The organism is Gottfriedia luciferensis (assembly GCF_001712755.1).
Lineage (GTDB): Bacteria > Bacillota > Bacilli > Bacillales > Bacillaceae_G > Gottfriedia > Gottfriedia luciferensis_B.
The window spans coordinates 40,260-53,130 of sequence record NZ_MDKC01000001.1; the positions used below are offsets into that span (position 1 = coordinate 40,260).

At 32.0% G+C, this 12,871-nt stretch carries 13 protein-coding genes and 1 riboswitch; of the genes, 11 read left to right on the top strand and 2 right to left on the bottom strand.

Annotated elements, in window-relative coordinates; genetic code table 11:
* The first annotated feature begins 22 nt into the window (after nucleotides 1–22).
* Nucleotides 23–496, top strand: a complete 474-nt coding sequence (locus tag BED47_RS00230) for an S-ribosylhomocysteine lyase (RefSeq protein ID WP_069031830.1) — start codon at nucleotides 23–25, stop codon at nucleotides 494–496.
* Nucleotides 497–950: 454 nt separating this feature from the next.
* Here BED47_RS00230 and BED47_RS00235 read toward each other — a convergent pair whose 3' ends face one another.
* Both BED47_RS00235 and BED47_RS00240 read right to left on the bottom strand, forming a co-directional pair.
* Nucleotides 951–1,223: a hypothetical protein gene (locus BED47_RS00235; RefSeq protein ID WP_069031831.1), complete on the bottom strand. Its 273-nt coding sequence runs from the start codon at nucleotides 1,221–1,223 to the stop codon at nucleotides 951–953.
* A gap of 68 nt (nucleotides 1,224–1,291) precedes the next feature.
* On the bottom strand, nucleotides 1,292–1,570 hold the full coding sequence (locus BED47_RS00240) for a hypothetical protein (protein ID WP_069031832.1): 279 nt from the start codon (nucleotides 1,568–1,570) through the stop codon (nucleotides 1,292–1,294).
* Nucleotides 1,571–1,811: 241 nt separating this feature from the next.
* Here BED47_RS00240 and rluB point away from each other — a divergent pair, with 241 nt between their 5' ends.
* The 10 genes from rluB to BED47_RS00290 all read left to right on the top strand — a co-directional run bounded on the left by rluB (nucleotide 1,812) and on the right by BED47_RS00290 (nucleotide 12,722).
* Entirely contained in the window at nucleotides 1,812–2,540 is a 729-nt protein-coding gene (gene rluB / locus BED47_RS00245) for a 23S rRNA pseudouridine(2605) synthase RluB (protein WP_069031833.1), read from the top strand.
* A 281-nt stretch (nucleotides 2,541–2,821) separates the two neighbouring features.
* Nucleotides 2,822–3,349 (top strand): thiol-disulfide oxidoreductase ResA, encoded by a 528-nt coding sequence (resA, locus tag BED47_RS00250; RefSeq protein ID WP_069031834.1) that lies wholly within the window; start codon nucleotides 2,822–2,824, stop codon nucleotides 3,347–3,349.
* A 28-nt stretch (nucleotides 3,350–3,377) separates the two neighbouring features.
* Complete coding sequence (resB, locus tag BED47_RS00255) at nucleotides 3,378–4,994, top strand: cytochrome c biogenesis protein ResB (protein ID WP_069031835.1); 1,617 nt, start codon at nucleotides 3,378–3,380, stop codon at nucleotides 4,992–4,994.
* A gap of 20 nt (nucleotides 4,995–5,014) precedes the next feature.
* Nucleotides 5,015–6,181, top strand: a complete 1,167-nt coding sequence (gene ccsB / locus BED47_RS00260; RefSeq protein WP_069031836.1) for a c-type cytochrome biogenesis protein CcsB — start codon at nucleotides 5,015–5,017, stop codon at nucleotides 6,179–6,181.
* Nucleotides 6,182–6,415: 234 nt separating this feature from the next.
* Nucleotides 6,416–7,135 carry a response regulator transcription factor gene (locus BED47_RS00265; protein ID WP_025672290.1) on the top strand — a complete coding sequence of 240 codons (720 nt, stop codon included), beginning with the start codon at nucleotides 6,416–6,418 and terminating at the stop codon, nucleotides 7,133–7,135.
* On the top strand, nucleotides 7,135–8,895 hold the full coding sequence (locus BED47_RS00270; RefSeq protein ID WP_069031837.1) for an ATP-binding protein: 1,761 nt from the start codon (nucleotides 7,135–7,137) through the stop codon (nucleotides 8,893–8,895). Before BED47_RS00265 ends, BED47_RS00270 begins: the two co-directional genes overlap by 1 nt.
* A gap of 172 nt (nucleotides 8,896–9,067) precedes the next feature.
* Nucleotides 9,068–9,240, top strand: a riboswitch (cobalamin riboswitch).
* A 123-nt stretch (nucleotides 9,241–9,363) separates the two neighbouring features.
* A complete protein-coding gene (locus tag BED47_RS00275) occupies nucleotides 9,364–10,323 on the top strand; it encodes an ABC transporter substrate-binding protein (protein ID WP_069031838.1) in 960 nt (319 codons plus the stop codon).
* Nucleotides 10,289–11,341 (top strand): FecCD family ABC transporter permease, encoded by a 1,053-nt coding sequence (locus BED47_RS00280; protein WP_069031839.1) that lies wholly within the window; start codon nucleotides 10,289–10,291, stop codon nucleotides 11,339–11,341. Before BED47_RS00275 ends, BED47_RS00280 begins: the two co-directional genes overlap by 35 nt.
* Nucleotides 11,338–12,123 (top strand): ABC transporter ATP-binding protein, encoded by a 786-nt coding sequence (locus tag BED47_RS00285; RefSeq protein ID WP_069031840.1) that lies wholly within the window; start codon nucleotides 11,338–11,340, stop codon nucleotides 12,121–12,123. Before BED47_RS00280 ends, BED47_RS00285 begins: the two co-directional genes overlap by 4 nt.
* Before the next feature lie 29 nt (nucleotides 12,124–12,152).
* Complete coding sequence (locus BED47_RS00290) at nucleotides 12,153–12,722, top strand: cob(I)yrinic acid a,c-diamide adenosyltransferase (RefSeq protein ID WP_069031841.1); 570 nt, start codon at nucleotides 12,153–12,155, stop codon at nucleotides 12,720–12,722.
* Nucleotides 12,723–12,871 lie beyond the last annotated feature (149 nt).

The following is a 12,871-nucleotide window of genomic DNA, read 5'->3' on the forward strand; positions in this document are numbered from 1 at the left end:
GTAATTTAGGAGGAAATAAAATATGCCATCAGTTGAAAGTTTTGAATTAGATCACACAAAAGTTGTTGCTCCTTACGTTAGACACTGTGGTACTCATGCAGTTGGTACAGACGGAGTCGTTACAAAATATGATATTCGTTTTTGCCAACCAAATAAACAAGCAATGAAGCCAGATACAATTCATACTTTAGAACATTTATTAGCATTGAACGTTCGTGAAGCAGTACCTGCGGGTGACCCTTTTAAAATAATTGATTTATCACCAATGGGATGCCAAACAGGATTTTATTTAATCATCGCTGGTACACCTTCAATTTCAGAAGTAATCACATTATTACGTAAAACAGCTGAACTTGGACTTCAAGTTGAAGAAGTACCCGCTGCAAATGAGCTTCAATGCGGCCAAGCAAAACTTCATGACCTTGAAGGCGCAAAAAAATGGTTAAAATATTGGAGCGAGCAAACAGACGAAACGTTGGAAAGTGTATTTGCTTAATAGTGAAAAACGTCATCTTATGGATGACGTTTTTTTTATTGTTGAATAAGGAAAATTGTAGAGTGTAAATAAAAAAGGTGAAACTGCAATTAAAAAGAGCAAATCTGCAAATATAAAGGTCGAAACTGCAAATAAAATTAAGTAAGTGCAAATAAAAAAACTGATACTGCAATTAAAAATGACGGAACAGCAAATAAAAAAGTCAAAACTGCAATTAAAATGTTGTTAATTGAAAATAAGACCACGAATTATTAATAATTTTGAGTGAAACGAACAAGAATCTCGAGGATTAATCTTAAATTGAGTTGAGAAATGAACAAATCAACATCTCGAAATGGAAATCAAGTTAATACAGGCGGTTCCTTATTCATTAAAATCTTTTTCTAACAGAGTGAAAAAAACGTCATCCGAATTAGATGGCGTTTTTGATTAACTAATTTATGTCGTTTATTTATTAATTGATCACAAGAAGTAATTTTTCTTTTGGAACGGTGAATTTGATTTCTCCAATATTTTCTTCAATATCTTCAATAGTTGGAATATCATCAAAGCTTTGAATTGAAATAGCATCATCTAAGCATAATAAAATATAAGGGAAGTTAGTTTCTGTAGAGTCATAGATTAATTTGTATGCTTTTGTAGGTTTATCGGAAGTGAAAAATACATCGCCTAATTTAAACGAACCAACTGAATTATATTTTACTGCTGGATTAAAAGAATAATTCATATAGTAAGCTCCTTTTGTCATTTTACTTATTATATTATTGACGGGTTTCTAATAGATTAAACAGCAAACTAGTAATTTGCTTGAATTGTAATAGATAGTTTGTTTTTTTGAGTTACCATTGTGACTTCACCAATCCAGTCTTCAATATCTCCTAGGCTTGGCATAATGTCATAATTTTGGACTAGTCTTGCATCGGTTAATGAGACAAGTACATATGGAAAATCGTCTTCATTTTCTTCATAAACAAGCATATAGATTGTTTCATTCTTTTTAGTAATAAGTACACTACCTGGCGTAATAATTTTAGACCGGTCAAAGGCTGAGGAGTGTTTTAAAGTTAAATTCATATCTATTACCTCATTTCTGCAAATCTAGTAAATTATATGATAGATTTTTAAAATTATGATATTGAGAGAACGAATAAGGTATAAGGGATTAAGTGGAAGAATGACGATGGGCACGACTTGAAAAATGGAATTAAGGTTTAGATTTGGTGTTTAATGCACTTTATTCACAAAAAACCTTGTAGCTGCCACTTGTTTTCAATTGTATAAATCTGTATGATGGTTGAAGAGGTGAAATGATCGAATGGAAAGATTACAGAAAGTTATTGCTAGAGCGGGAATTGCTTCTCGTCGAAAAGCAGAAGAGTTAATTAAAGAAGGAAAAGTGAAAGTAAATGGTCAGGTTGTTACCGAATTAGGTATAAAAGTAAGTGGTAACGATCGTGTTGAAGTGGAAGAGATTCCGATTGATAAAGAAGAACCAGTTTACTTCCTTTTATATAAACCATCAGGTGTAATTTCAAGTGTTTCAGATGATAAAGGTAGAAAAGTGGTAACAGACTTTTTTCCAATGATTAAACAACGTATTTATCCAATTGGTAGATTGGATTTTGATACATCAGGTATCATTCTATTAACAAATGATGGAGAATTTTCAAATATACTTCAACATCCAAAATATGAAATAGATAAAGAATATATCGCAAAAGTAAAAGGGATTCCAACTAAAGAGCAGTTACGTAAATTAGAAAGAGGAATTGTACTTGAGGATGGGAAAACGGCTCCAGCTCAAGTTAAAATGATTTCACTTGATAAAAGCAAAAATACTGCAATTGTAAGACTGATCATTCATGAAGGAAGAAACCGTCAAGTCAAGAGAATGCTTGAGGCAATTGGTACACCAGTTATGAAGTTAAAACGTGAACGATATGCGTTTTTAGACTTGACTGGATTAACTCCTGGTGATGCAAGAGAACTATCACCTCATGAAGTAAAAAAATTAAGAGCAATGGCTACAGCAAAGCCACGCTAATGATAAGTCAGACAATTGATCGCTGCTTTCTTATTTAGTTACCGTTGCTATTTTTCGTCCTTATTTATAAACCGGTTAACACTTTTAGAAGCTGTGTTTTAATTCAATCTGATACCTTATTTTTTCCACTACGACTCGGTAAATACCGAGTTTTTTCTTTGCTTGAAATATTTAATAATTCAGAAAAAAAGATTGAAAATTTAGTCTTTTTTGAAACGTATCAAATTTCTATTCAAGAATAGGAAATAATGATATTCTATCATATGGGAGGAACTGTATATATGAAGAAAAATAGAACGTTAATACGAACAATTATCTTATTAGTTTTGGTTTGTGCAATTGGTTATACTTTTTACATAAATTTCTTTAAGAAAGATGAAGTTATTACTAAAGGTAGTAAAGCACCAAACTTTGCTATGACGGAGCTGAATACTGGTAAGAGTTATACTCTTTCAGGTGAAAAAGGAAAAGGCGTAATTGTTAATTTTTGGGGTACTTGGTGTGAGCCATGTAAGCGAGAAATGCCTTTTATGAATGAAATCTATTCGAAATATAAAGGAAAAGGGATCGAGTTACTAGCAATGAACGCAGATGAATCAAAATTTTCAGTACAAAGATTTGTAAGCGATTATAAACTTGATTTTCCAGTCGGAATAGATAAAGATCAAGAGGTTTTAAATATATATGGTGTTAACCCTTTACCAACTACGTTTTTTGTAAGTCCGGATGGGACAATAAAGAGAATCGTAACTGGTCAAATGACACCAAATTCTTTTGAAAGTTATATTAAAGAAATATTACCAAAATGATGAGTGTACATTAGTAAGGGGAAATAAAATGGAGACTTTTAAATGTGAATGTGGTCATCTTAATCATGTAGGTACTGTAATATGTGAGTCATGTGGTAAACCTCAAGATGAAAAAGCAACCGATATACTTGATATGCGCTATGAAGGGACTGCTAGAAGATCGATCGTTAATAATCAAACTTATATAGATAAAATATGGACGTTTTTTTCATCTGTAAAAGTAGCGGTTGTAATCATCCTAATTACACTAGTAGCAGCAGCTTTAGGTACTATTTTTCCGCAAAGAGATTTACTACCGCCTACTGCGAATCCTGCAACGTATTATCAAGATGAATATGGCATCTTTGGTAAAATATACGATGCAATTGGTTTGGATAATACGTTTAACTCTTGGTGGTTCATGTTACTTGTTGCATCGATTGGGATTTCACTAGTAATTTGTAGTTTAGATCGAATTTTACCACTCTATAAAGCTCTAAACAAACAAACTGTTACTAGACATCCAAACTTTTTAAAAAGACAAAAAATGTTTGGAATTAGTAGAGTTGAACATATTCCAGACGAAATAGAAAAAGCTAAAGTTAATTTACGAAAAAGAGGTTATAAAATTCGTGAAGAAAACGGCAATATCTTAGCAGAAAAAGGTCGTTTCTCTCGTTGGGGTCCATATGTAAATCATATAGGGTTAATTATCTTCCTTATTGGTGTAATGATGAGATATGTACCAGGCATGTATATGGATAAGGCCCTTTGGGTTCAAGAAGGCGAATTAAAACCTGTCGTTGGTACAAACCAAAACTATTATATTAAATTAAATGATTTCCATATGGAAACGTATGATAAAGATAAAGAGGGTAAGGTTTATAAGAAAGCGATTGAGCGCTTTGGAAATGATAAAATTCCTAAAAACTATCAAGCCGATGTGACGCTGTATAAACGCGAAGGAAATTTAATACCAGGAGAAGATCCAAAACTTAAAAAAGTAAAAGATTATAGTATTAAAGTTAACGAACCTCTAAAGTTCCAAAACTTCGCTCTATATCAAGTAGATTATCGAATTGGTGAATTTAGTGCATTTTTATTTACATTACAAAATAAACAAACAGGTGAAAAATTAGGGCCAATCACAGTAGATTTACAAAATCCTAAAGAAGTATATGACTTAAAAAATGGATATAAAGTAGAACTTAAAAATTATTTTCCAGATTTCTATTTTAACTCTGATGGTCAACCTGATACAAAAACAAGAAAACCGAACAATCCAGCGTTTGTATTTAAAATGACTACTCCAAAAACACCAAAAGGTGAAGTAGCATTTGTTGCGATCAAACAAAATATTGAACCAAATGGTGAAAACAAATATAAAATGTCATTTGCAGGTATTGAAACAAAAGATTCAACAGGTTTAACAGTACGTAAAGATTTAACTCTTTGGTTACTAGGACTTGGAGGAGCAATCTTTATGATCGGTGTAATTCAAGGTATGTATTGGTATCACCGACGTGTTTGGATTCAGAATCAAGATGGGGAAGTTTGGGTTGCGGCATTTACAAATAAAAACTATTATGGTTTAAAGATGGAATTAAAGAAAGTGTTTAAAGACACAAAAATAGAATTGCCGATTGATCAACAAGCTAATGAATAGTGTTTAAATAGGGGGAAAATATGTACGAGCTAAGTAGTAATTTTTTATTTATCGCGTTTATTTGTTATATTGTAGCTACTTTCTTTTTTGGCGGCTCGATGAAAACAAATGATAATGGTCCTAATAGATGGGGTACAATTGGAATTACAATTACAATAATTGGATTCTTATCGCAAATTACTTATTTTATATTAAGATGGTTTGCTGCTGGACATGCACCTGTAAGTAATCTATTTGAATTTATTACATTCTTTGGAATGATGTTAATTTTTGCGTTTATCATGATTTATTTTATGTATCGTTTAAATATAATTGGATTATTCGCATTACCTTTGTCAATTATCATCATTGCTTATGCATCAGTATTTCCACATGAAATCAAACCATTAGTTCCATCTTTAAAAAGCTATTGGTTACATATCCATGTAACGACAGCAGCTTTAGGGGAAGCAATTTTAGCTATTAGTTTTATTACAGGACTAATTTATTTAATTAAGAATATCGATCAAAAAGTATCAACAAAGAAAACATTTTGGTTAGAAGCAGTTTTATATTTCTTAGTAACTGTTGTTGGTTTCGTCGTTATTTCAACAGCATTTACTGCATCTGGATACGAAGCAAAATATAATTGGATTAATAAAGATAAAGTACAAGAAGAAATGGTCTATAATCTACCATCAATTGTTGGTCCACATAAAGGTGAATTGACTACAAAAGATCGTTTTGAAGCCCTTGCAGAAGTGCCAGCTATGGTTAATGCTAAGAAATTAAACACTGTAATTTGGTCAATTTTTGCTGGAGCGGCATTATATGCAATCATCCGTTTAATTTTAAGAAAACGAATTGGTGCATTTTTACAGCCTTTTGTACAAAAAGTCGATAGTGAATTATTAGATGAAATCGGATACCGTGCTGTAGCAATTGGTTTTCCGGTATTTACACTTGGTGGTCTAATCTTTGCAATGATTTGGGCTCAAATTGCTTGGACAAAGTTCTGGAGCTGGGACCCAAAAGAGGATTGGGCATTAATAACATGGTTATTCTATGCAGTGTTCTTACATCTTCGTTTCAAACGAAATTGGCAAGGTGAAAATTCTGCTTGGTTAGCCGTACTAGGATTTGCAATTATTATGTTTAACTTAATTGCTGTTAACTTAATCATTGCAGGCTTACACTCATATGCGTAATTAAATAGAGCCCTGTAAAGGATAAACCTTCCTTTACAGGGCTTTTTATCTAATTTATATTTTCGATTCACATATATTTAAATGTGGTTCCTTAAAAATGGTGCACTTACTTCCTAGTTTTTTTTCACTATTTTATGGAAATAATAAATTCTAAGAATTATGTAAAAATGTTCACAAATTATACTAGAATATACAATTTTTATTATGTAAAATTATGAAGAGGGGGTCGAAATTATGGATCAAAATATAAAAATATTAATAGCAGATGATGAGGATCGTATTAGACGATTGTTAAAGATGTATTTGGAACGTGATGGTTATAGTATTGATGAAGCTGAAAACGGCGAGGATGCTTTAAATTTAGCATTGAAGAATGAATATTCCTTAATCGTACTAGATTTGATGATGCCTAAAATTGATGGAATTGAAGTTTGTAGGGAATTACGAAAAACAAAAACAACTCCTGTCATCATGTTAACGGCAAAAGGTGAAGAAACAAACCGAGTTCAAGGTTTTGAAGTTGGTACAGATGATTATATCGTTAAGCCATTTAGTCCGCGTGAAGTCGTTCTTCGAGTTAAAGCTCTATTAAGACGTTCTTCTCCTGTACCGGTATTTACCTCAGACAATTCTTCAGCGAAGGATATCGTTGTGTTTCCGCATCTAACGATTGATAATGATGCTCATAAAGTAATTGTTGAAGGAGAAGAGATCAGTTTAACGCCAAAAGAATACGAACTACTGTTGTTTTTAGCGAAAGCACCTGACAAAGTATTTGATCGTGAAACCTTATTAAAATCAGTTTGGCAATATGATTTTTTCGGAGATTTACGTACCGTAGACACACATGTAAAACGACTGAGAGAAAAATTAAGTAAAAGCTCTGAGGATGCTGCGAAAATGATCGTCACGGTTTGGGGTGTCGGTTATAAATTTGAAGTAGGTCAGGAGTAATGATCGTAAGAAGTTTAGTCGGAAAGCTTTGGCTGACAATTATCTTACTAGTCTCTCTTGTATTATCATTCTTGACCTTTGTCTTAATAGGATTTTTTGAAAAATTTTATATTGACCTTCAAGTACAAAATATGAAAGATGATGCCACAAAAATTGCACAATTAATAGAAAATGGTCAATCAATCTCCAATATTGAGTATTTATCAAATAATATTGTTAGTAGATATTCAAGAGTAATCATTTCTATTGACGGTCAAGAGCCATGGTATTCGAATAATACTTATGGAATACAGGAGCTACCTTTTAAAGAAATAAAAAGTGATGAAAATTTAAGTAAAACGTTAACTGATAATAAAGAGGTCAGTAAAAGACTTGTATATGGTGAAAATAGTGAGAGAGAAAAATTAGTTGTAGGTGTTCCATTACATACAAACTCCAATAATGGAGCTGTATTTATATACCAAACATTACAACCTGTAAAAGTGATGATTCACCAAACGACTAACTTTGTCTTGCTCGCGGCATCTATTGGAATCGTGTTAACAACATTTTTCTCATTCTTTCTTTCTTCTAAAATTACAGCACCTCTTAGAAAGATGAAAGAAGTTGTAAGTAGTATGACTTCAGGGGATTTTAATGTGAAAGTACCAATCCATTCAAGTGATGAAATTGGAGAACTTGCCTATTCATTTAACAAGATGAGTAAACAATTAAATTTTAATATGAATGCATTAAAACAAGAGAAGGAGAAAGTTTCTAATATTATTACAAGTATGGTAGATGGTGTAATTTCGATTGATAAAGAAGGTCAAATCGTGACATCAAATCCACCAGCTGAACGCTTTTTGAAAATGCTTAATGATGATCAATTTGAAGAACCTTCTTCACTTGTTTTAACGAAGGAACTATTAGATTTATTTGTATTAGTAGTCGAAAGTGAGAAAAAGCAATTTATAGAATTAAATTTCGATCAAGGCAATTGGCAAGTTTTAATGTCCCCCCTATATAATCAAACGAATATAAGAGGCGTTGTAGCGGTGATTCGGGATGTTACAGAACAAAGACGTTTAGAAAAGATGAGAAAAGATTTTATAGCGCATGTTTCTCATGAACTACGTACGCCTATTTCTTTATTACAAGGTTATAGCGAAGCGATTGTTGATGGTGTAGCTGAATCCAAAGAAGAGATGCAAGAATTGTCACAAATCATTTATGATGAGTCACTTAGAATGGGTCGATTAGTAAATGATTTGTTAGATTTAGCAAGAATGGAGAACGGATTTACTGAATTAAATAGAGAGTTCGTTCCTCTAGTACAATTTGTAGATCGAATTTTACGTAAGTTTAAAGGTTTAGCAAAGGAAAAAAATATTAAGCTATTTGGAGAAATCGACAACATTCCACAAATAAATATATACATAGATGAGGATCGAATGGAACAGGTTTTTACAAATTTAATTGATAATGCTATAAGACATACGAATGAAAATGGAAGAATAATTGTTTCAGTAAATCAAAATGAACGATCAACTACATTTAATTTTATTGATTCAGGTGCAGGGATTTCAAAAGAAGATTTACCATTTGTATTTGAACGTTTTTATAAAGCGGATAAAGCTCGTACAAGAGGTAGAAGTGGAACGGGTTTAGGATTATCAATCGTTAAAAATATTGTAACAGCACATGGTGGATCGATTCAGGTCTATAGTGAAGTAGGACAAGGAACGACATTTAAAGTTAAAATTCCGCATAATTTATGAATGAACGAAAAAGATGTAGAGTAATCTTGTTTCATATAAAACATATTTCCATTAAGTTTAGAGACAAAAACTCTGCTAAACACACAAAAAAACATATCAAAGGTTAGTAAAATAATAAACATATAAATAAAATAATTGAATTCTTACCCAATTTATCTTACGATTGAATTAATGAAATATTGATGAGTTTAGTGCAAGTATTGCTTAAAAGGGAATCTGGTATAATCCAGAACTGTCCCCGCAACTGTAATGTGGACGAAACGAATAGCCACTGTTCTTTATGAATGGGAAGGTCGGAGTAGGTTGAAGCAAAGTCAGTAGACCTGCTAAATTCATCCTTGTTCAATTCTTCGGGGAGTAAGAATTTGAAGCAGCAGTTGCAAGACTTCTTGTATAAATATGTTGTTTCAGCCCCGTTCAAAACGAATGGGGTTTTTTTATGCTTTCCAAATTATTAGGAGGATTTAAATGAAGAAGTTTTTATCAAGTTTGATCATTATGTTATTGTGTTTAGGATTATTTGGTTGTAATAATGATACAACACAAAAAAAATCGAATGTAAGTAAGAGTGAACAAGCAACTTTTCCAATGACTGTAAAAGATGCAACGAACAAAGAAGTTAGCTTTAAAGAGGAACCTAAAAGAATAGTATCACTTATACCTAGTAATACAGAAATCTTGTTTTCTATTGGTGATGGCAAGGATGTAGTAGGGGTAACGGATTTTGACAATTATCCAAAAGAAGTAAAATCAATTGATAAAGTTGGCGGAAATAATGCTGATATGACATATAATGTTGAAAAAATTATTTCATTAAAACCTGATTTAGTTTTAGCACATGAATCAAGTTTAGGAATTTCTGCTGACGGTTTAGAACAGATAAAACAAGCTGGGATTAATGTTTTTGTCGTAAAAAATGCTGCAACTATTAATGATGTGTATGATACAATTCAACAAGTTGGAGAAATAACTGGAAAAACTGAGCAATCGAAAAAAGTTGTAACAGGTATGAAAACAAAATTAGATGAAATTAGTAAAAAAACAGCTAAAGCAACTACAAATCCAAAGGTTTGGCTTGAAATATCAGGACCACCAGAAATATATACAGCAGGTAAAGGTACGTTCCTAGATGAAATGCTTTCGATTGTACATGCTAAAAACGTAGCTGAAAGTGAAAAAGGTTGGGTAAAGTATAGTGAGGAATCAGCGATTAAAGCGAATCCTGATGTGATTTTAACAACTTATGGATATTATGTACCAAATCTAGAAAAAACTGTAATGGCTAGAAAAAACTGGCAAACAGTAAACGCAATTAAAAATCACCGTGTATATGATGTTAATTCAGATACAACATCTAGACCTGGTCCAAGACTTGCAGAGGGAGTCGAAGCAATTGCAAAGGCGGTTTACCCAGAGCTTTATAAATAATACATATTCAATCTTTTTAATTCCAATTATCTTATTAATCTTTTTATTTATTTTAGGGGTTTCGATAGGGTCTACATCGATTCCCTTTTCTTCGATTATTTCTAGCTTTTCGGATGCTCTATTTAAAACAGATTATGTTCCAACTGATATTCAAACAATTGTCATGAATATAAGAGTACCAAGGGTTTTGTTAGCTGGATTAGTCGGTGCGTGCCTTTCTTTGGCAGGTGTTGCATTTCAAGGTATACTTAAAAATCCATTAGCTGATCCTTTTACATTAGGTGTTTCTTCAGGTGCATCTGTTGGAGCTGTTGTAGTTTTGTTTTTCCAAATAAGCTTACCTTTTGTAACTTATTTCACATTGCCTGTAGTTAGTATATTATTTGGGTTTGGCACACTCATCTTATTATTATTATTTGTTAGAAAACTAGATCGATCCCTAAATGTAGAGACAATAATATTAGGTGGTATCATAATCAGTTCATTTTGTTCTGCATTGTTATCATTATTTATTACATTTTCAAATAATGAATTACGAGCAGTAATTGGATGGTTAATGGGCAATATCAGTGGTAGAGGCATTCAATACTCTCTAAGTTTATTACCGTTTTTAATCGTTTCTTTTTTTATTTTATTTAGTCAAAATAGGCAGTTAGATGCGATGACATTTGGTAGTACAAATGCAAAACATATCGGAATTGATGTGAAAAAATCCACTTATTTAATTTTGTTAACAGGTAGTATTTTATCTGGTGCAGCAGTAGCTGTTTCTGGAACAATTGGATTTGTAGGATTAGTTGTTCCGCATTTTACTAGAACACTTGTAGGGCCATTACATAAAAAGTTACTCCCGTTATCAATGATCAATGGAGCAATATTTTTAATTGGATCTGACATTCTATCTAGGATTGTTCTAGCTCCTAGAGAATTACCAATTGGGGTAATTACATCTTTAATTGGTGCTCCAATATTTGCTTTTATTTTACTATCTTTGAAAAGAAATAGGGGAAAAGTATGATCAAATGTCAAGATATCTCATATTCATATGATGGGATTCATACTGATTTGGATGAACTGTCTTATTCGATTAATCAAGGAGAATGGCTAGGAATTATTGGTCCAAATGGGAGTGGAAAGTCAACGTTTTTAAATATTCTTTGTGGACTTTTTAAGCCGTCTAAAGGAAATGTAATGTTGGATGGAGAATTTGTTACTAATATGTCTAATAAACAAATAGCAAAAAAGATTGCTGTTTTATCACAACAAAATTCCTATACATATTCTTATGAGGTAAAAGAAACAGTTAAACTTGGACGTCTTGCTCATTCGAATTCCTTTTTTCCTAGCTGGTCCACAATCGATGAAACTGCTGTCAATAATGCAATGATGATGACTGGTACAGAGAAGATGGAAAAAAGCTTCATAAATGAAATTAGTGGTGGTGAGCGTCAAAGAGTATTTCTTGCTCAATGCTTCGCTCAGGAAACACCATATATTTTTTTAGACGAACCAAGTAACCATCTAGATTTAATGCATACTATTAAAATTTTAGACGTTTTAAAGGAATTACAAAAACAAGAGAATAAAACGATTGTAACTGTTTTTCATGACTTAAATTTAGCAAGTCTTTATTGTGATCGATTATTAGGATTAAAGGACGGAAAAATTTATATCGAAGGAAATACAGATTCAGTTTTAAGTGAAGATTTATTAAAAGGTTTATATGACACATCATTTCAAATATTAGATAATCCCGAAACAAATAAAAAGGTCATTATTTATAAAAGTAATGTATTGTAAATTAATATTGAAAAAAGGAGAGGTTTTTCATGAAAATTTATACAAAAACTGGGGATAAAGGTCAAACTAGCTTAGTAGGTAAACGAGTAGATAAAGATGATTTAAGGGTAGAATCTTACGGGACAATTGACGAAGTAAATACAATCGTTGGGTACGCAATGACATATTTAGATCATGAAGATACAAGAGATATTTACAATTCACTTCAAAAGATCCAACATGAACTATTTGATTGCGGTGGAGATTTGGCAGTAGTAAAGGATAGCATCCCTTTTAAAACGACAGAGAAAATGGTAGAAGAGCTTGAAACATTAATTGATGAATATATGGAAGCAACTCCCCCATTACAGCGTTTTATTTTACCAGGTGGGTCAAAACCTGCTGCAATCATTCATCAAGCAAGAGCGGTAACGAGACGTGCAGAAAGAACAGTCGTAACATTAATGAAGCAAGAAAATATTCATCTTCCAGTATTTTTATATTTAAATCGACTATCTGATTATTTCTTTGCACTTGCAAGGGTAATCAACACACGTTTAAATATTAAGGATGTTGAATACGAACGAGGAGCAATCGTATTTCGAACTGATAAAAAATAAATAAGAAAAATAGCGATTGAATAGTTAAATTTTTCTAATCAATCGCTATTTTTTTGTATAAATAAGTTTTTTCTATCATAGAATGTTTGAGTGTATGTTTTAGTAAAAGTACTTCTTGGCGTTTATATTTTAGAATTGCTCAATTCATC